Origin of the sequence: Bacillus sp. UMB0893 (assembly GCF_002858905.1) — a bacterium.
Classification (GTDB): domain Bacteria; phylum Bacillota; class Bacilli; order Bacillales; family Bacillaceae; genus Bacillus_P.
In genome coordinates this window covers 55,032-75,801 of the sequence record NZ_PKLB01000005.1, presented here as the reverse complement: position 1 = coordinate 75,801, position 20,770 = coordinate 55,032, and the positions used below count along the sequence as shown (strand labels likewise).

At 38.6% G+C, this 20,770-nt stretch carries 17 protein-coding genes; 14 read left to right on the top strand and 3 right to left on the bottom strand.

The window, feature by feature from the left end; all coding sequences use genetic code 11:
• Positions 1-23: 23 nt before the first annotated feature.
• From CYJ36_RS12200 to CYJ36_RS12180, 5 genes are read left to right on the top strand one after another with little or no spacing between them, the layout of a single operon-like run.
• A complete protein-coding gene (locus tag CYJ36_RS12200; RefSeq protein WP_101567557.1) occupies positions 24-896 on the top strand; it encodes a carbohydrate ABC transporter permease in 873 nt (290 codons plus the stop codon).
• Between the two features lie 12 nt (positions 897-908).
• Positions 909-2,966, top strand: coding sequence for a YIP1 family protein (locus CYJ36_RS12195; protein WP_101567556.1), 2,058 nt, complete (start codon positions 909-911; stop codon positions 2,964-2,966).
• Positions 2,959-5,292, top strand: coding sequence for a DUF5696 domain-containing protein (locus CYJ36_RS12190; protein WP_101567555.1), 2,334 nt, complete (start codon positions 2,959-2,961; stop codon positions 5,290-5,292). Before CYJ36_RS12195 ends, CYJ36_RS12190 begins: the two co-directional genes overlap by 8 nt.
• Positions 5,285-6,199, top strand: a complete 915-nt coding sequence (locus CYJ36_RS12185; protein WP_224773342.1) for a carbohydrate ABC transporter permease — start codon at positions 5,285-5,287, stop codon at positions 6,197-6,199. Before CYJ36_RS12190 ends, CYJ36_RS12185 begins: the two co-directional genes overlap by 8 nt.
• Complete coding sequence (locus CYJ36_RS12180; protein ID WP_101567554.1) at positions 6,196-7,194, top strand: carbohydrate ABC transporter permease; 999 nt, start codon at positions 6,196-6,198, stop codon at positions 7,192-7,194. The genes CYJ36_RS12185 and CYJ36_RS12180 overlap by 4 nt, the downstream gene beginning before the upstream one ends.
• 244 nt (positions 7,195-7,438) lie before the next feature.
• Here the strand turns inward: CYJ36_RS12180 and CYJ36_RS12175 are convergent, their stop codons facing one another.
• A complete protein-coding gene (locus CYJ36_RS12175; protein WP_101567553.1) occupies positions 7,439-8,203 on the bottom strand; it encodes a helix-turn-helix domain-containing protein in 765 nt (254 codons plus the stop codon).
• Positions 8,204-8,528: 325 nt separating this feature from the next.
• Here CYJ36_RS12175 and CYJ36_RS12170 point away from each other — a divergent pair, with 325 nt between their 5' ends.
• Both CYJ36_RS12170 and CYJ36_RS12165 read left to right on the top strand, forming a co-directional pair.
• Positions 8,529-9,320: a sugar phosphate isomerase/epimerase family protein gene (locus CYJ36_RS12170; RefSeq protein ID WP_180850264.1), complete on the top strand. Its 792-nt coding sequence runs from the start codon at positions 8,529-8,531 to the stop codon at positions 9,318-9,320.
• Positions 9,317-10,441, top strand: a complete 1,125-nt coding sequence (locus tag CYJ36_RS12165; RefSeq protein WP_101567551.1) for a Gfo/Idh/MocA family protein — start codon at positions 9,317-9,319, stop codon at positions 10,439-10,441. Before CYJ36_RS12170 ends, CYJ36_RS12165 begins: the two co-directional genes overlap by 4 nt.
• A gap of 78 nt (positions 10,442-10,519) precedes the next feature.
• Here the strand turns inward: CYJ36_RS12165 and CYJ36_RS12160 are convergent, their stop codons facing one another.
• Positions 10,520-11,749, bottom strand: a complete 1,230-nt coding sequence (locus CYJ36_RS12160; RefSeq protein ID WP_101567550.1) for a glucoamylase family protein — start codon at positions 11,747-11,749, stop codon at positions 10,520-10,522.
• 220 nt (positions 11,750-11,969) lie between these two features.
• On the opposite strand from CYJ36_RS12160, the gene CYJ36_RS12155 reads away from it, so the two are divergent.
• From CYJ36_RS12155 to CYJ36_RS12130, 6 genes are all read left to right on the top strand, one after another.
• Complete coding sequence (locus CYJ36_RS12155; protein WP_374702800.1) at positions 11,970-14,024, top strand: catalase; 2,055 nt, start codon at positions 11,970-11,972, stop codon at positions 14,022-14,024.
• Positions 14,025-14,369: 345 nt separating this feature from the next.
• Positions 14,370-15,140 carry a sugar phosphate isomerase/epimerase family protein gene (locus tag CYJ36_RS12150; protein WP_219621094.1) on the top strand — a complete coding sequence of 257 codons (771 nt, stop codon included), beginning with the start codon at positions 14,370-14,372 and terminating at the stop codon, positions 15,138-15,140.
• A 120-nt stretch (positions 15,141-15,260) separates the two neighbouring features.
• Positions 15,261-16,376 (top strand): Gfo/Idh/MocA family protein, encoded by a 1,116-nt coding sequence (locus CYJ36_RS12145; protein WP_101567547.1) that lies wholly within the window; start codon positions 15,261-15,263, stop codon positions 16,374-16,376.
• Positions 16,373-17,362, top strand: a complete 990-nt coding sequence (locus CYJ36_RS12140) for a hypothetical protein (protein WP_101567546.1) — start codon at positions 16,373-16,375, stop codon at positions 17,360-17,362. Before CYJ36_RS12145 ends, CYJ36_RS12140 begins: the two co-directional genes overlap by 4 nt.
• Positions 17,363-17,410: 48 nt before the next feature.
• The gene (locus tag CYJ36_RS12135; RefSeq protein WP_101567545.1) at positions 17,411-18,571 is read left to right on the top strand and encodes an ROK family transcriptional regulator; all 1,161 of its coding nucleotides are present in this window, start codon (positions 17,411-17,413) and stop codon (positions 18,569-18,571) included.
• A 36-nt stretch (positions 18,572-18,607) separates the two neighbouring features.
• Complete coding sequence (locus tag CYJ36_RS12130) at positions 18,608-19,489, top strand: sugar phosphate isomerase/epimerase family protein (RefSeq protein WP_101567544.1); 882 nt, start codon at positions 18,608-18,610, stop codon at positions 19,487-19,489.
• 242 nt (positions 19,490-19,731) lie between these two features.
• On the opposite strand, the gene yhfH is transcribed toward CYJ36_RS12130, so the two are convergent.
• Positions 19,732-19,866: a protein YhfH gene (gene yhfH / locus CYJ36_RS12125; RefSeq protein WP_070879296.1), complete on the bottom strand. Its 135-nt coding sequence runs from the start codon at positions 19,864-19,866 to the stop codon at positions 19,732-19,734.
• Positions 19,867-20,017: 151 nt separating this feature from the next.
• Here yhfH and CYJ36_RS12120 point away from each other — a divergent pair, with 151 nt between their 5' ends.
• Positions 20,018-20,758, top strand: coding sequence for an MBL fold metallo-hydrolase (locus CYJ36_RS12120; RefSeq protein WP_101567543.1), 741 nt, complete (start codon positions 20,018-20,020; stop codon positions 20,756-20,758).
• Positions 20,759-20,770 lie beyond the last annotated feature (12 nt).

Genomic DNA, 20,770 nt, shown 5'->3' with positions numbered 1-20,770 from the left:
TTTGATGAAGGAGCTGAGTGAGTATGTCATTTAAATCTACAAAAATTAATCCAGATGGTTTTCACATCAGTCAATGGAAGTTTTACACCATTTTGTCAGCACTGAGTGTATTTATGGTTCTGCCGATTATCTTTATGTTTTCACAGGCATTAAAACCAATTGATGAGTTATTTTTATACCCGCCTCGATTTTTAGTTGACAAACCAACCATGCAGAACTTTACAGATCTAGTTGCTCAAACGTCTAAAACGCTTGTGCCCATGTCAAAATACTTGTTTAATAGTGTGATCGTAACAGGGAGCGTCGTCCTGTTAACCTGCTTAATCAGCGGAATGGCTGGATACGCCCTCTCTAAAAAAGAGTTTATGATGAAAAAAGCTGTGTTTGAAGCCAATATCATTGCGATGATGTTTGTTCCTGCAGCGGTAACCATTCCAAGATATTTTATCATCGATAAACTAGGGTTAACAGATCATATGCTTGGTCATATCTTACCGCTTTTAGCATTGCCGGTGAGCGTATTCTTGGTGAAGCAATTCGTGGATCAAATCCCAGATTCCTTAATCGATGCCGCTTCTATTGATGGTGCAAATGATTTTATTCTTTTTAAAAGCATTATTTTGCCGATGATCAAGCCGGCATTGGCGACAGTTGCCATCCTTTCTTTCCAGATGGCTTGGAACAATGTCGAAACATCCGTCATTTATATGAACGATGAGAACATAAAGACGTTTGCTTTTTATATGAGCACACTTGTCTCTCAAATTGAAAATAACATTGCTGGTCAAGGGATGGCAGCAGCTGCAGCCTTGTTTATGTTTATTCCTAACTTAATCATCTTCATCTTTATGCAAAGTAAAGTAATCAATACAATGGCTCATTCTGGGCTTAAGTAGGGGGAGGACACAGTGAAAAGAATAATAGTACTCTTAAGTGTTTTCATCGTCCTCATGCTTCCTGCAAATGTGCTTGCCAAATCTCCGTATGTTACTTGGACTATTGGTTCAGATGGAAATTGGACGATTACACAGGACGGATACTTGCCGACTGGAACCATGAACGGTTTATCTGCGCTTGGAGATGTTGAAAATCAAGGGCAGATGAGGAATGATTTGCCTCTTTCACAGCCAGATGATCTTTACATTGATAAAATGGATCAAATGTATATTGCAGATACCGGGAATGCAAGAATTGCCGTCTTAAGTCCAGATGGTGTTTTTCTAAAAAGCATCGGAGAAGGTACTCTATCTCAGCCAACTGGAGTATTTGTTCATGAAAATGAACATATCTTCGTTGCCGATTATGGCAATCAAATGATTTATGAATTTGATCAGCAGGGGAAGAAGATAAATGAGTATGGAAAACCAAGCTCTGTTTTATTTGGCGAAAAAACCGATTTCACCCCGAAAAAAGTAATTGTGGATAAAAGAGGCAATATTTATGCCGTACTTGAAGGTGCAACAGAAGGACTGGCACAAATTAGCTCAAAGGGTGAATTCCTCGGTTACTTTGGTGCGAACCAAACCGGGTTTGATATGACTAGAGCCGTCCAAAAAATCTTCTACTCACAAGAACAATTGAAAAAGCTTCAAAGCAAGCTTCCGCCATCTGCTACAAACCTGGCGATTGATGATGAGGGCCTTATTTATACAAGTACGAATGGCGTTAAAGAAAATGGATTAAAGAAATTAAATATATCTGGATCGAATTTAATACCTTCTACTTGGACAACTAGAAATATTTCAGATATCACCGTTGATTTTATGGGGAATATTTTTGCTGTTGATTCAGCTGATGGGAGTGTTTATGAATACGACTCAAATGGAAATATGGTCTTTTCATTTAGCGGGACGGATCTTGGAAATCAGCGTTTAGGTTTAACGAAAGCCCCATCTTCTATTGCTGTGAATACAAAAGGAAGAATATTTATCTTAGATAAGCAGAGGGGAGTCATTCAAGGCTTTAAACCCACAGAATATGCAAACCTTGTTCATATGGCAATGTCTTTTTATGCAGAAGGAAAATATGAAGAGAGTGAAACCTACTGGAAGGAAGTGCTGAAATACAATAGTATGTTCGGTCTTGCTCACCTCGGACTTGGAATGGCAGCCTTTAAAAAGGGAGAGTATGAGGAAGCTCTGAATAAATTTGTTATTTCAAATGATGTTGAAGGGTACTCTAATGCTTATTGGGAAATCAGAAGGCAATGGATGATTGACAATATATCTTCCATTTTATTAATAAGTGCAGGTGGTATTCTATTCGTTTACCTTCTTCGCTACCTATATCGCAAAAAGGGCTTTGGACAAGATGCAGTTCGGATCTATCAGTCGTTTAAAAATAGAAAATATGCAAGTCAATTTTTTCATAATTTTAGAATTATGAGGCATCCAATTGACGGCTATTATGAGCTGGTACACCTAAAAAAAGGTTCTGTACTGGTAGCTTCCATCTTATATATACTGCTATTCATAGTTTATATCTTTGATTTACACTATACAAACTTTTTGTTCAGCGGTGTGGACACAAGGAAAGTAAATATAATGAACGAATTTTACAAGATTTTCGTTCCAATTACAGCTTGGATCACAGCTAATTATTTGGTAAGCACGATTAATGATGGAAAAGGAAAGTTCAAACATGTATATATGGGTACGGCGTATGCTCTAAGTCCTTATATCCTGCTTGGAATTCCTATCGCTGTCATGTCAAATGGTCTTACGCTGATGGAGACAGTTATATACGATATTGCGAAAAATGGTACCGCGTTGTGGAGTGTTATTCTTATGTTTTTAATGGTCAAAGAGGTTCATCACTTTGAACTTGGCCAGACAGTCAAGAACATCATGTTAACATTTTCGGGAATGCTGGTCATGGGATTTTTGGCCTTTATTATGTTCGGTCTATCAAATCAAGTCATTGATTTTGTTTATGCCATCTTCCAAGAGGTGAGGGCGCGTGTTTAAGACGAAACGGTTCAAATACACAATCTTAATGTTTGTCATAATTGGCAGCATTTTTTCAACAGCCATGTTAGGAGAGACAAGCCTGTTTACGGCTAAAAAAGAAGTCCCAGTTCAAAAAACATTAAAAGAGCAAAAAGAAACTTCAACGGTAGAGCTTACGACAAATCGCTACACACAGCCAGATCAGCAAGAGAAAAACAACCAAAAAATAGACATTCCTGCTGATTTTGAAAAGGCGGCAAAAACAGAAGAGCTGGAGCTCTATTTTAATAAAGACACGTTAAGCTTCTTCGTGAAGGATTTGCGTTCTGGCTATGTCTGGTCTTCAAAGCCAACTGATCAAATGCTGGAAAAAGAATCTCTGAATGAAGATTGGAGTCAAATAATTCAATCACCGGTGATGGTTGAGTTTTTCAATAGTAAGTCTGGTCTTGAAAGAGGAAGCTTTTCCTCCTTAGACGGCAAAGTTAAAAAGATCGAATCAATAGAAAATGGCATACGCTATACGATCATCTTAGCAAAGCTGCAAACAGAATTTTCAATCGAAATTCAATTGGATCATCATCAAGTGACAATTAGTGTTCCAGAGGAAAGCTGGATTGAAAAACAGGGGAAAATTGGTCACCTTTATGTTTATCCATTTCTGGGAAGCACAAGAGTTGATGATGTTCCAGGGTATATGATGATACCTGATGGAAGCGGAGCACTGATCCGCTTTAAACAGCCAACAATGACCTATGAACAGCCTTATGTTGGAAGAATTTACGGTGATGATTTGTCTGTAAAAACCTCTGATAATTTATTCGCTTCAGTGGCAGCTGAACGTGTGTCAATGCCAGTGTTTGGACTTGTACACGGAGAACGGCAAAATGCAATGCTCGGTGAGGTGAAAGAAGGGAAATTCAGCGCAGAGATCGTAGCCTTTCCAAGCGGGGTAAACACGAATTTTAATTGGACAGCTGCTCGATTTATTGTGAGAAATTCATATTTTCAGCCAACGAGTAAAAGCATGGGCGGCTTTAACACGTATCAAAAGAAGCGGATTGAACAGGACTTTAAAGTAAGCTATACGTTCCTGGAAAATCAAGATGCTACTTATGTAGGGATGGCAAAAGCTTATCGTGATGCACTGGTTGAAGAAGGTGTTCTTAAAAAACTAGAATCAAAGAAAACGGTTCCAATGCAAGTTGACTTTCTAGGCGGTGAAATGGAACCTGGAATGTTTTGGAATAAATATGTGAAAATGACGTCCTTTGAGGAAATCGGGCAAATTGTTTCCCTTCTAAAAGAAAAAGGTATTTCCGATTTAAACGTTAATGTAGCCGGGTGGGAGAATGGCGGTCTTACTGGGAAAAATCCTGATAAATTTCCTGCTGCAAAAGAACTTGGCGGAGCAGATGCTATACGGAATCTTGCAGAAAAATTAAAACAGGATGCAGTCAGCTTATCATTGCAGGCAGATTATACGTATGGATACAAAGATTCAAATCGTTTTAATGAGAAAACAGAGGCTGCCAGAAAAATCACAAATGGGGTACTGGAACAATCTGTTGGATATGAGAGGTTAAATGAAGATTTTCTTGATTTAAGCCGTTATTATATAAACCCTGCAAAGGCAGTCAATCTTTTAAAAGAGGATATAAAAGAGTTTGAGAAATTAAATGTTGCGAATATCGCATTAATAAATACAAGCACTCTCTTATTCTCTGATTTCAAAAAGGGATCTCCGATAAGCAGAGAAGAGGCAGCGGAACATTATCTTGAGATTGGCAAGCTGCTGAGTGACAGCATGCAAGAAGTTTCCATGTACAAGCCGAATGATTATTTGCTGCCATTTGCCGATAAAATTTATGATCTTGGAATGGAATCATCTCAGTACATGTACGCAACAGATACCATTCCGTTTACCCAAATGGTTTTACACGGCTATGTTGATTACTATATGCCGCCTTTGAATTTTTCTTCAAATTCAGAGGAGGATATTCTGCAAATGATCGAAATAGGCGCAATACCATCGTTTTATTTTACAAAGGAACAGGCACATTTATTAAATCATGGTCCTTCTAATCATATTTACGCTTCTTATTATAAAGATTGGACGAAAGAGGTTAAACAAGTCTATGACAAAATACAAGAACCGCTGAAAGCCATTTCTGGTGAAGCGATTGTTGACAGAGTTGTTCATAGCCCTGGTGTTGTTGAAGTGAAATATTCAAATCATGTATCGATCATCGTTAATTATCAATCCAATAAAGCAGCTGCTGCAGGTCAAGCTATCGCACCCCGCAGCTTTGTTGTACTAAAGGAGGGGAAGAAACTTGAATAGCCGATTTTCATTGACGAATAAGCGAAAAGATACGTTTATCGGTTTGCTGTTTATTAGTCCATGGATTATAGGTTTCCTGCTATTTATGGCCTATCCAATCTACTCCTCCTTTAAGATGAGTTTCGAAAAGGTTTTTGTTACACCTGAGGGGATTCGTTCTGAATTTATTAAATTTGAAAACTATCATTATGCTTTCTTTAAGGATCCGTATTTCCTTGAGGAACTGGTTAATTTTTTGAAAACAGTTGTATTTATGGTTCCCATAGTAGTTATTTTCTCTCTTATTGTTGCTTTATTAATCAATCAGCCCATTAAGATGAAGGGGATGTTCCGGGCAATCTTCTTCTTGCCTGTCGTAATCTCAAGCGGTGCTGTCATTAATGAATTGTTTTTGCAGGGTGCTGGCACGATCCCAATCGTTGAAAAATATGGGATTGTAAATGTTATAAAGGATAGTTTGAGTCCTTCTATCGCTGATCCCATTATCGAGATCATTCAAAAATTCATTCTCATTCTTTGGTTCTCAGGAGTTCAAATCCTCATCTTTCTTGCCGGTATGCAAAAGATTGATCGCAGTGTATATGAAGCTGCAGCCATTGATGGGGCTTCGCCATGGGAAACATTTTGGAAAATTACACTGCCAGGGATTAAACCGTTTATTCTTGTTAACTTAATCTATACGACTGTAGATTTGTTTACAAACTCAGTTAATGAAATAATCCAAATGATTAAGGACAATATGTTTAAAATCGAAACAGGGTTTGGCTATGCAACAGCCCTTTCCTGGATTTATCAGGCCTTGATCTTAGTTTTCCTTTTAATCATTTTCTTCTTTTTTCGAAACAAAGAGGATAAGAGGAAACAAAAGTTGAACATACCGTTTTTGAAAAGGAGGAAAGCAGCATGAAACCAGTTATTAACGAAGAGAAGGTTTCGTATAAACACTCCATTCTCAAAAACAGTGAATCTATTCTAGAACGGGGATTGCCGAGAGCAAAACGCATTTTGCTTGGTAAACAGGGAAATGACGGGATCATATTTAAGTTTTTTCTTTATTTCTTAATCATAAGCATAGGATTTGTTTACTTGTATCCCATCCTTTTTATTGTTTCACAAAGCTTTAAAAGCATTGATGATTTGCTGGATCCGACCGTGCAATGGATTCCAAGAAGCTTCTACTTCGAGAACTATATTCAGGCATGGCGAGTATTGGACTTTCCCAAAACACTGAGTTCAACGCTATTAAACTCAGTGCTGCCTGCAGCTGGTCAAACGATTTCTTGTGCATTAGTAGGATATGGATTTGCAAAGTTCCATTTTCCGGGTAAGTCCATATTGTTCGTTCTTATGATGCTGACGTTTATCATACCTTCTCAAGTGGTTATGATTCCGCTTTTCTTATTATTTGAGCAATACGGGATGCTCGGTTCCCCGTTGCCGTTTATCATACCTGCATTCTTTGCGATGGGGCTGAAAAGTGCATTGTTCATCTTGATTTACACACAATTTTTCAGGTCAATTCCGGTTGCCTTAGAGGAAGCTGCTCAAATTGATGGGGCAAGCCGCCTCTCGATTTTCTTTCGAATTGTCCTGCCGATTTCAATACCTGCAATGGTTGTTGTCTTCCTCTTCTCATTCGTTTGGCATTGGAATGAAACCTATACCGCTTCGCTCTATTTAGGAGATGCGATGTCGACTCTCCCTTTAAAGCTGCAGCAGTTTAATGATGCATTTATGAGTATGTATGGAAGTCAAAGTACGACAGGAGAAAGTGCAGATATTAATGAATCAATCAAACTTGCAGGAACAATGCTTGTTATCTTACCCCTGCTTGTTTTGTACTTCTTTGCTCAAAAATGGTTTGTTGAGGTTACTGATAAAACAGGAATATCTGGTGAGTAACAGACTAAAGTAAAACAGAGAAAGACGCTCCGTAAAATTTACTGGAGCGTCTTTTCTTTTGGCTGTTTTCGCATTGATTGTTGTTTTTGGTTATTCATTGTACCCGTGGATTTCCGCTGCAGGCACTTGCTTGTCGCGGGGAGCCTCTATTTCCCGAAGGAGTTAAGTGCCTACCGCTACAATCCACTAAAGGTATTAACCATTTTTTCTAAAAGCAGCTAACTTTACGAAAAGAGCCTTTCTTTTAACAATTCCGGATGAGTGAAGGGGCTGTACCCATCCATTTTTTGAACATGCGATTGAAATAGGCTTGATCACAATAACCGAGATACTCGGAAACCTCGCCTACTGTCATATCAGTATTTTCAAATAAGTTAACAGCCGTGTTAATGCGAGTTTGATGCAAATACTGAATAGGGGTGCTCCCAAGCACTTCTTTAAAAATGACTGTTACATAGTTAGAACTTATACCTGCTAATTCAGACAGTTCATCAATTGTGATATTTTTTCGGAAATTATGCAAAATGAATGATTGAATTTTTCTTGCCATTTGCTCTTTTGCAGGAGAGGATGACTGTGATTCAGCATGCTCTTGAGCAATGAGGGTTAACAATTCATATAAGATATGCTGAGACATTTGTTCGTAAAATGGTCTTTTCCCAAGCCATTGGATAAACAAAAAGGCAAATCTTTGCTCATAATAAGCAGAATTGCGCAATTTTAAACGAATAATCTTGTCCGATTTAACAAATGGGAGAGGATTCAGTTTTTCAGTTTGAGTAAACACTGCTGTATATTTATGATGACCGTCAATTTGGTGACTTTGCCAAGCACGATTTAACATCGATGGGATGAATAATACTTCTCCTTTTTCAACCTCCATTTTGTGATCCTCAATAAAATAAAAAAGCTTTCCTTCTGTTACAAATACAACCGTATCACAGCCGCCGCTTTTTCCTATGCTCCACGTTGGATTTACATCATGGTAAATGCCTTTAATATTAAGCAAAATTCACACTCCTGAAAAAATAATTGATGAAATATTCAAATAGTTTGTTTTTGTTAATTTTATCATTTTCTGCAAGCAAATATAATGAAAATATGAAAAATGAAGGAGGGATTCCTTATTATTTGTATCTGGTAAACCTTCTAATCCCTTTTTACTGTGAGAGATTAATAGAAAAATACGAAAAAATCTACTTGTTTCATGAATGATCACTCAGTCACAGTCTGAAAAAAAATACCGCTAATTGAAAACGTTGTCAGTATTTATCGAAATCAAGTTGTTATTGTTTTACACAAACTAAAAAATCTAACTTTGCAGGAGGATGAAAATGAAATATTCAATTGCTTCCTATTCTTTTAATGGACTTTTCAACCAGGGGAAAATCGATATTTTCGGATACTTAGAAAGTGTAAAATATCGCTATCACTTAAACAATGCCGATATTTGGAATATGATGTTAGCCAGTTTTGAGGAAGATTACTTGAAAAAAGTAAGGGAAGCCATGGATGAAAAGGAGCTGTATCTAGCAAATCTATGTGTAGACTGTGCGGAGGTATGGGATCCAAATCCTGAGGCTAAGAAAAATTGGTATGAAAATGCTTTGAAAAATTTGAAGGCAGCTGAAATCTTAGGAGCAAGAACTGTTCGAATTGATATGGGCGGCAGGGACCTGGAAATGAGCGAAGAACAATTTGACTATACAGTTAAGCGATATAAAGAGTACGCACATATAGCCCATAATTGCGGATTTATGGTAGGTCCTGAAAATCATTGGGGAGCTTCCAGAGTACCGGAAAATATAAGGAAAGTATATGAAGCAGTGGATCATCCTTCTTTTGGAATTCTTCTGCATTTTGAAAACTGGGATGTTGATAAAGAAAATGGGGATCAGCTTTGTGCAAAATATGCGTTTCATACTCATTTAGCTGCTTGGGTCATACCAGCTTGTGAGGAAAAACTGAAACTCATGCAGGATACAGGCTATAAAGGACATATTGGAATTGAACATCACTCTGGAAAAAATGAATACAGTCAAGTAGCGTGGCAGCTTGCAACCGCTCAAAACACATGGAATGCACTTGAAGCAAAGAAATTAAGCGAAGGATGTGCAGTCTCTTGAAAAAAATAAGAATCGGAATCATCGGGGTAGGAATCATCGGTAAGGTCCACTTAGATCAATATGCGAAATTGGACGGAGCGGAAGTGGTGGCAGCCTGTGATCTAAATGAAATTGAGCTGCAGGCTACTGCTGAAAAGTATAACATCCCATATACATACAGGGATTTTCGTGAAATGCTGAAACGCGATGATCTAGATGCAATCGATGTGTGTCTTCATAATAATCTACACGCTCAAGTGACTATTGAAGCATTAAAAGCGGGTAAACATGTTTATTGTGAAAAACCAATTGCCGGATCGTATAAAGATGGCAGGAAGATGCTGGATATGGCGATTGAATGCGGTAAGCACCTGCATGTTCAGCTGAGCTTCCTGTACTCCTTTGATACAAAAGCAGCTAAACTATTAATAGATGAAGGAAAACTCGGGAAGTTATACCACGCGCGATCTACAGGCTTCAGAAGGAGAGGGCGTCCTTTTGTAGATGGATATGGCACAAGCGAATTTAATCAAAAGAAAATCGCTTCAGGCGGAGCTCTCTTTGATATGGGAGTGTATCGCATTTCCCAGCTTCTGTACTTAATGAATATGCCTCAGGTAAAAACAATCACGGGCAAAACGTATCAGGAAATGGATATGGACGAGGTTCGAAAACAAGTAAGCGGTTTTGACGTTGAGGAGCTTGGAGTAGGTTTTGTTAGATTTGAGGATGGTCTGACATTGGACATTATTGAATCATGGGCGATTCATTTAAATCATTTTGAAGGTAGTTCTATTGTTGGAAATCAAGGCGGGATCAGGTTTCCAAGCCATTCAAATGGAGCACACGTACCTTTCAGCTACCACACAACGTTCTGTGATATGGATATGGACAGCACCTTTGATTTAGGAGCAGCTGATTACCGATTCCATCAGTTAAGAGAAAATATGGATGCCTATGATTCTTCACAGCATCACTGGATTGCTGCACTTCAAGGAAGAGTGGAGCTGCTTCCAACCGCAGAGATTGCTCTTCAAACGATATTGATTAGTGAAGGGATCTATCTGTCTAATCAACTCGAGAGAGAAGTGACTGCTGAGGAAGTCATAAGTATGTCTAAAGACCTCGCGTTAAAAGTGTGAGATGAAAGCTATGAGTGTCAGTTTTGAAATAACAGCTGTTGGGCTAGCCCAACAGCTGTTTAAATTTCTATGAATCTTTTAGATGCTCTTTTTTATAAATCCTGCCATCTTTAAGCCTTTTTGAACATACTCATTTTTCATGAAATATTTCCATACAAGGCCGGTTCGATAATTCTCAAGCATAAGCAATGAAATCCCTTTATCTATACCAATAACATCCTTCCCGTACCAAGCTGGTTCTACATCGAGATTATAAGCATCCTGAAAACCGTACTTGCCCCATAGTTTAGGTTGTTCATTATAATAGTATTGCATAGCATCAAGTACCTCGTCCGGCGTGAAAACAATCGAACCAATTGCTCCAGCCGGAGGAACTGTTCCATCTGGTTTATGCTGATCGTTTGCACTGTTTTTTCCAGATGGCGGAGCTCCGTAATTCCCCCGGTACCCAAATGGCCCGTCGCATGCAGTTAATCCCCAAGAGCGGGCTCCAAATGTTTTAAAATTCTTTGATTCATCTATACAATATTGACGGTGTGTTCTTGTAGCCGTAATCGAGTTTTCCCACCAGTCCACATTTTCCAGATCCACCTTGTTTCGGAGATCAAACCAAGCGTGTGAAAACTGAAAGGTAAACAATGAACCAACCCATGTATAGATAAATGGAGGCAAGCTGCCATAGGAACCTGTCTGACGTTTAAAATCATAAAAAATCTCTTTATTAACAGAATGCGTGGGTGAAGCTATGGCTAAAAAGTACATCATAAATTGTTCTGCATACATATCCCAAGATGCCCAATGTCCTCTTTCAGGTGTATATCCCATATAAAATTGGTTGGTTTCAGGATTACGGTACCATTCCCAATTTACCCGCTCATAGAGCTTGTGTGCAGCTTCTTTAATTTCTGCACCAAAATATTCTCCTATGGTTATCGCACCACAAATAGCTATTGCTGTATCAATAACAGATACCTCTGATTGATGAGCCCGTTTAGCTGTTTCCATATCGATAAAGTGATAAAAAAATCCATTAATGTGTTCAGCATTATACAGCAAAGTATGTAATGTGCCGAGCGCCCTTTCTTTTGCATGACTCTTTGAAATCCAGCCTCTTTCAGCAGCAATCACCAATCCCGTTAAGCCATATCCGACAGAAGCAATTGAACATATATCTTGACCTCCAGGTGCGCGATCACGGATAAGACCGTACCCGGGACTTTCCGGATTTATGTTTGCTTCTTCCCAAAAAAACATGAAGGACAGCCTGCTTTCTAATTCCAGCAAATCTTCGTTTGAAATGGTTGCCATGGTTCGATACACCCCTTTGTATAAGTGAAAGTGCTTACATAGTGAAAGTTTATCATATGTAAAGGGTCGTTCATATATTTGTATTTGTTAACCTGCAAACAGATCTTTATTTAATAGTTTCATTTCATGTAAGGGAGTGTTAAACAAAACGGGTTTCATTTTCGGAATTATGTGGTAATTCTTTAAGTGTGTATAAAAAAGAACGGAAGGAATGAATCGAATGGACAAGCATACAAAAAACAGCAAGGATGAACAGTTAGATGCGTACCGGGTTGATGATAAAGGAAAAAAGCTGACGACAAATCAGGGTCTGCGTGTTTCAGATGATGAACATTCATTAAAAGCGGGTGAGCGCGGTCCTACGCTGATGGAGGATTTTCATTTCAGGGAAAAGATGACTCATTTTGACCATGAACGCATTCCTGAGAGGATTGTGCACGCTAGGGGCTATGGGGCTCATGGTTATTTTCAGGTGTATGAATCGATGAAAGAGTTTACTAAGGCTAAATTTCTTCAAGATCCGACTGTTCAAACACCTGTTTTTGTGCGATTTTCAACTGTTGCCGGGTCTAGAGGATCTGGGGATACTGTACGCGATGTCAGGGGATTTGCAACAAAATTTTACACGGAAGAAGGAAACTATGATTTAGTCGGAAATAACATCCCTGTTTTCTTTATTCAGGATGCGATTAAATTTCCAGATTTGGTTCATGCTTTAAAACCGGAGCCGCACAATGAAATGCCGCAGGCTGCATCAGCTCATGATACGTTTTGGGATTTTATTGCAAATAATCAGGAATCTGCACATATGGTGATGTGGGCAATGTCAGACAGGGCGATACCGCGAAGCTACCGGATGATGGAAGGGTTTGGCGTACATACCTTTAGATTTGTGAACGAAGAAGGAAAAGGACGTTTTGTGAAATTCCACTGGAAGCCGAAGCTTGGAGTTCATTCTCTTGTATGGGATGAAGCCCAAAAGCTTGCAGGAAAGGATCCGGATTTTCATAGAAGAGATCTTTATGAATCTATTGAAAAGGGAGATTTTCCTGAGTACGAGCTAGGTGTTCAAATAATAGAAGAAGAAGATGAATTTAATTTTGATTTTGATATTCTCGATCCGACAAAATTATGGCCGGAGGAAATCGTTCCGGTAAAGTTGATCGGAAAAATGACACTCGACCGCAATCAGGATAATGTTTTCGCTGAAACCGAACAGGTGGCGTTCCATCCGGGAAGTGTTGTGCCGGGTATAGATTTTTCAAATGACCCATTGCTGCAAGGGCGTTTATTTTCATATACAGATACACAGCTCTCAAGACTTGGAGGTCCAAACTTTCATGAGCTTCCTATCAATCGTCCTGTTTGTCCGTTTCATAACAATCAGAGAGACGGCATGCACCGTATGACGATTAATCGAGGGCAAACGGCTTATCACAAAAATTCACTTTCGCAAAATGATCCTCGGCCCGCAAGTGAGGAAGAAGGCGGCTATGTTCATTATCAGGAAAAGGTCGATGGGCGCAAAATCCGTCAGCGCAGTGAGAGCTTTAAGGATCACTTCTCACAGGCTAAGCTGTTCTGGAACAGCATGACAGAGGTTGAAAAGCAGCATATTATCTCAGCTTTCCGATTTGAGCTCGGAAAAGTGAAGAGCAAAGATGTTCAGCAGCAGGTTGTCAGTATGATCAGCAGCATTGATAATAAACTTGCGGAAGAAGTGGCAGCCGGAATAGGAGCTGAAGTTTCTAAGGACAGCACAGATTCAGGTGTTACGAATTCATCAGATGCGCTAAGCCAGGAAAAAACAATCAAGATTCCAGATACCCGCAAAGTGGCTGTTCTTGCTGAAAATGGCTATAATGCATCTGAATTGAATCCGTTATTAAGTTCTTTAGAGGAAGCAGGTATGACGCCAGAGGTGGTCAGTCACACCTTGAGCCCACTTAAAAGTGAGGACGGTCAGGAACTGAAAGTGGATCATACATTCCTGACAAGTGATTCGGTCTTATTTGATGCCATTTATGTAGCAGGCGGCAAAAAATGCAAAGAACTATTACTCCAGAATAAAGAATCAATTAAATTCCTAAAAGAAGGCTACAGCCACTTTAAAGCGATTGGGGCAGCATATGAAGCTGCGGAAATTCTTGAGGCTGCGGAAATTGGGAATGGTCCGGGCGTTATCGTTGCTGAAGATGCACAGGAATTGACTATTTTCTCTGATGCATTTATAGGTGCAGCAGCTGAGCATCGCCACTGGGACAGAGATATTTAGAACAGCGGAGAAGAAGGCACTGGAAATCAGTGTCTTTTTTTTGCAGTAAAAGCCTAAAAAAAAATGAAAGAATGAAGTGTTCTTTCTCCAATAGGTATTGTTAGGATGGATAAAATAGGATTTATCCATTTATCGCATGAATTGTCGCTTTTCTTCAATTATGTCCCCTCACTTCAAGCGATTTTTTAGAAGCAGCTGTACTATTTCTCCTAAAAAGAAGTAGAATGATAATAAGTTAATTAAATGAATTAATTTATTTAAAGAGCTTAGAAATGAATATTCTTTACGCGTTTCTTGTAGTTAGGGTGAAAAAACACAAAAATACTAGTTTAAGGGGATATCATCGTGTTAAAAAGTAAATTTGCAGTACAATTGTTCACTTTACGTGCAGAATTGGATCGAGACTTTAAAGGAACATTACAGCGTGTAAAGAAAATCGGCTATGATGCCGTGCAACTGGGTAATTTTCATGGTTATCATGCTGAAGAGATTTCAGTCATGCTAAAGGATTTAGACTTAAAAACAGCAGGACTGCATGCAAGTATCGATCGTCTCCGAACAGATTTAGACCAGGTAGTAAAAGAGGCAGAAATCTTACAAACAAGAGACATTATCTGTCCTTACTTACCTGAAGAACTGAGAAATGCTAAGAGCTATATAAGAATCAAAAATGCTCTCAATAACATTGCAAATACATTAATGGATAAGGGTTTTCGAATCAGCTATCATAATCATGCTTTTGAATTTCAGACAGAGATTAATGATATGAATGCGTTAGACTATATTCTGGATCCTTCAGAAGAAAATCATATTTTAGCAGAGATTGATGTATATTGGATCAAAATTGGAGGACATGATCCGCTGACTTATATTGAAAGGTTTTCAAATAGAATGCCAATTATTCACTTAAAGGATGTCGGAAAAGATGAAAATCATTCTTTTGCCGAGGTTGGTACAGGAATCCTGGATTTTCCCTCCATTTTACAGTGGGGAGAAGTAAACGGAATCGAGTGGTATGTTGTCGAACAAGATGTTTGTCCGAGAAATCCTCTGGATTGTCTTGAATTAAGCTTGAGGAATTTACACGAAATGGCAGATAGGATGCAGTCCCATTAAATGCTGATTTCAATTATTAGAAAATAGTATAAAAATCTATTGATATTTAAATGATTTTTAAATAAAATTAAGTTAATTAATTGAATTAATTAATTATCAACCTAATAAGGCGGTGACATAATGAAAAAAACAATCGGGATCGTTGGTACTGGAAGAACAATTGGAATAGCTAATGATCATCTTGCGGGCATTCAGTCCGTTAGCAATTGGAGGTTAACAGCTGTTTTTGATCTGTTCCGCGAAAACTCTGAAAGCTTTGTTAAACGTCACAATCTTTCAGATTCGCTGATTTGCTCAAGCTTGAAAGAGTTATTGGAACGAGTTGAGGCAGTCGTTATTTGTACGGATAATGGTTCACATGCCGAGATTGCTAAAGCTGCATTTGCCGAAAATGTTCATGTTCTATGTGAAAAGCCATTATCTACAAACTATAAAGCAGCGAAAGAGCTTGCTGTAATAGCTGAAAAATCGGGTTTAGTTCATTATATGGGAATGCAATACCGTTATCATCCATATGCGCAATTGATAAAAGAAGCAATAGATTCAAAGGAAATCGGAGACCTTGTTTTTTACCGTCATCGCATTGGCGGCTGGAGAATCGGCAGTAAAGAGGTAGGCTTGGAGTGGAGAATGCAAAAAGAAGCATCTGGTGCAGGAGCTGTTGCGGATTTTGGTGTCCACCAAATCGATCTTCTTTATTATTTTTTTCAAAAGCAAGCCGGCAGCTTTCAACATATTCAGAGTGAGTTAGGAACGTATATAGATTTACGAAAGAAAATCGGTGAAGCAGGGCATGGGCTAGTAAGTAATGATGATGTTGGAACAATCATTGGTAAATTAGAAAATGGAGCAATTGTGAATTTTACAAGTTCACGAATATTGCCTCCGGATGGCCACGGACTTGAAATCGTTGGGACAAAGGCCTCTATTTGGATGGATGGAATGGAAAATGTTTATATACGTAAGCGTAATGATGATGGCCAATGGGAGAATGAAAAGCAAAGTTTGCATCCAGAAGAACATCATCACTTTACAGGCGCAGCCAGGGGAAAGCAATATGAGGAATTTCTTGATATTATCCAAAATCAAAAGGGCAATGAGCTTGACTTTCATTATGGAGCAGAAACACTTAGGGTGATTGATGCGGCAGTAAAATCGAGTGAAGAAGGCCGAAGAGTTTCGATTAATGAAATTACTTGCAAAAAGCAGGAACACAATAAGGGGGAAATGTTATGAATACAAAAAATCAATTGATTGAAGAGAGGTTTTCATTAGCACCATTATTTCATCCAGAAGAAGGAAAGGCAGTCATTCAGCCAACTGGTAATAGTACAGGCTTTTGGGCAGGAGCTCCAACTGTATTATTTGATGAAAAGGATCAAACCTTTTATTTATATTACCGGGTAAGACAGCCACGCGGGTATGGGGATGACGAGAGAGGCTTTGAAGTTAGAATTGCCAAAAGCCTGGATGGAGAACATTTTTCCGATGTGTGGGTTCTGCATAAAAATGAACTAAACTCAAGCTCAATTGAACGATCTGCTTTAGTAAAAGTAAATGATGATCAGTATCGCCTCTATATTAGCTATGTTGATCCTGAAGATAACAGATGGAGAATCGACGTAATTGAAGCAAAAACACCAACATCGTTTGAAGCGAAAAATCGTAAAAAAGTCATAACAGCGGGAGACAAGAAAGGAGTAGAAGGTGTTAAGGATCCATATGTAATAAAGGCCGGCAATCAATATTATATGTATTTTGTCTATGCCCAAGGAGTTAATGGTGTGTCAATAGAAAAAATGCATGAAACAGGGGATGTTCATAATACTGGATTGGCAGTGGCACCAACAGGCCTTGCAGTAAGTGAAGATGGACTGCATTTTGAGTGGATCGATAAAGTCCTGCCTGTTGGCTCAAAGGGCTGGGATCAGTATCAATCACGTTTAACAACAATAATTCCTTATCAGGGTGCATATACAGTTCTGTGGGATGGCAGTGTAGGGGTAGAGCAAAATTATGAAGAAAAAGGTGCCAGAGCCATTACCTTTGATTTAAAGACTTTCTCAAAAGTAGATCATAAAGGTCCGGCCTTAGAAACAAGTTCCAAGAAAGCCGTTCGCTATACAGATGCAATCATACATAATGGGCAAATATGGTACTATTACGAATATACAAGAGAAGACGGAGCACATGAATTGCGTTTATGTAAGGTTGATATTTAACGTACTGAACCTGCTCCTCTGGATTATACAAAATAAAGGAGCAAAATCATGGGCTTAATCGGTCAAAATACATCAAGAACGAAAAAAACGAATCGATCACTTGTATTGCAGGCTTTAGTCAGGTTTGGACCTACCTCAAGACAAAAGATCGCAGCATTTACGCAATTAACACCCGCAACCATTACGAATATTACTTCTGAATTAATAAATGATGGTCTTGTGAAAGAGCTTGGGGATGTTGAAGAGAAGGAAAAACGGGCTGGCCGCAGGTTTAAAGCTCTAGATCTTAATGGAGATTCAGTCCATGTCATAGGTGTTCATATTCGCAGTGATAAAGTGGAATTAGGGATAGTGAATTTTAAAGGTCATGTCATTGATCTCGATATGTTTAAATACTCAAATGAAATGAATCAGCAAGCATTTTTAGCTCTCTTAATTAAGGAACTGACTCTTTTTATAAAACGCAATGAGATATACACCATTACTGCGATTGGAATAGGAACAGTAGGTCTCGTTAATTTTGAGCAAGGAAAAATCATCAATGTACAGCAAATAGGATGGAAGGAAGTAAACATCGTTTCATCCTTAACTAATGAATTCAGTATCCCAGTTTTTGTTGATCACAATGTAAGAGGCATGACTCTTGCTGAAAAGATGTATGGCTCATGTAAGGAAATATCAGATTTTTTATGTATTTACATTGGTCAAGGGATTGGGTCTGGATTATATTTACAGGAGAAATTGTATCGGAGCGATCAGACAGGTGCTTTAGAATTTGGACATATGACTTACGAGCCAGGCGGGATTCCATGTTGGTGCGGAAATTCTGGATGTATAGAAAGGTATGCTTCAGAGCAAGCGATACTCTCTAAATTAGATATGCTTTCTATTGAACAAGTAATGGAAAATGCTGAAAATCAGGATGAGATAGCTATACAAACTGTAAAAACAGCCGGGAGCCAAATTGGAGTTGTATTGACATCATTTTCGAATATGTTTCATGTCCAAAAAATAATCATTGGAGGCAAATTGGCGACTGAAGATTTGCCTCTCATCCAAAAAATCCGTGATCATGTGAATACGCATTCGTTCCTGGCAAAGCAAAGAAACATTGGTATTGAAGGTTCTGTATTAAAAGATCAAATAGGAATAGTAGGAGCAGCCAGTATAGCTATTTTGTTTGGCGTTATCCAAAATAATGATAGCTGAATTGTAAATTCAGAGTGTCAACAAAGGATGAGGAACGTGAAATTTGGATTTTTAACAAACGCTTTAGTAAATAATGGACATACAGATATTCATTCCATCATCGAATGGGCGAAGCAGGAAGGCTTTGACACGTTAGAAGCAGGACCATCTATCCACTTGCTGGATTTAGAAAGTGCTTTAGAAGCAACAGGAATGAATGTATCAGCTTTAACCTATTGTCGAAATTTTCTTTCTGAAGATCTTGAAATGAGGGAAATGCACCAGAAAGAGCTGTTTTCAAGAATTGAAGCTGCAGGTCGGCTTGGAATTCCTTTAGTTGTGACGTCGACAGGGATCAATTCTTCTTCGTTGGCTGATTCTTATGATGCGTATGATGCTATTCGTTCAAAACCGGCCAATAGTTTGAAAGATATCGTTTCTTTTTTTTCATATGCAGGAGAGCTTGCAGAAAAGGCAAATGTCAAAATTGCATTTGAAAATTGTCCCCTTATGGGAAATACGGCTATTTCTCCTGAAATATGGAGCCGATTATTTGATCAGCTTGATTCTTCTTGTTTTGGACTTGCATATGATCCTTCCCATCTAATTTGGCAAGGAATCGATCCGTACATTCCGGTGAATGAGTTTGCTGATCGCATTTTCCATGTTCATGCAAAAGATACTGAGATTGATTACGATCGATTAAACAGAACAGGAATTTTGACTGATTTTTCATGGTGGCGCTATCGATTACCGGGATTGGGTGACTTAGATTGGTCCAAGTTTATTCAGGAATTAATCAAAATCGGCTATAATGGAGCTGTAAGTATAGAACATGAAGACCCTGTCTGGGAGGGGAGCCTTCAAAAAATCAAAGACGGACTTCTGCTTGGCAAAGACCATATCAAAACATCTTTATCTGCTGCACTCACAAAATAATGGCTGAAGCTATGTAAAAGACCAAATTCTATTGGTCTTTTTTCATGCTCTTTTTAAGATAATTGTTGTTTTTAATTTTAATATTGAAATGGCAAATTCTTATTCTCGCAGTAGAAAAGAACATGTAGTACTTTAAATGTAAATCTATTAGGTATTTCAAGTATCTGTGCAATAAACAAAAAAAAGAGAAAGAACGAGTGGTTCTTTCTCCAATTAATAGGTATTGGTAGGATGGACAGTGGTTAAATGTGATTGATTTTCATGCATTTATCGCATGTATTGCCATAACACTCATGCTGTTCTTCAATTTTGTCCCCGCACTCCAAGCATTTCTTTGCAGGCAGGTTTTTGAAAAATTCAGTCATTTTAACTAACATTGGTATCCCCTCCAAGTTGTTGTTAATGTCATTGTATTATAACAGATAGCACTATGTCAACATCTGTTTTGTAACAATATCATAAAACATGCAATTTTTTATAAATATGGGTATATTGAAAGATAGGAAATGCAGAAGAGGGAGGAAGCACATGAAGATTACGGTTGTTGGTTTTTGGGGCGGTTTTCCCGCTGTCAATGAAGCTTCTTCGGGTTACTTAATTGAGTCTGAGGGATTCCGCCTGCTGGTTGATTGCGGAAGTGCTGTTCTATCACAGATGCAAAATTATATAAAGCCTGAGGAATTAGATGCTGTTGTGCTTTCCCATTATCACCACGATCATGTCGCAGATATCGGTCCGCTTCAATTTGCAAGGCTGATTGCATCATATCTTAAGAAGACGGATCGTGTATTGCCCATCTATGGACATGCATTTGATCAGAGTGAATTCGCAGGACTTACATATAAAGATGTAACAAAGGGAATTGCCTATAATCCGAATCAGCCGATTCAACTCGGTCCTTTTACAATCGGATTCTTAAAAACGAAGCACCCGGTCCCATGCTTTGCGATGAAAATTTCTGACGGAGCTTCAACCGTTGTGTATACAGCTGATTCTAGTTATTTGGAGGAATTCATTCCTTTTTCTCAAAATGCGGACTTGCTCATATGCGAGTGCAACTTTTACGGAGAGATGGACGGATCTGGTGCAGGTCATATGAATAGTTATGATGCAGCTAACATTGCGAACCGTGCTTGTGTAAAGGAACTGATGCTGACTCATTTACCGCATTTCGGAAATCATCAAGATTTACTTGCAGAAGCTCAGTCAATTTATAAAGGACCTGTCCGCCTTGCTGCTTCTGGTTTAGAATGGACACAGGATAATTAGGAGGAACGAAAG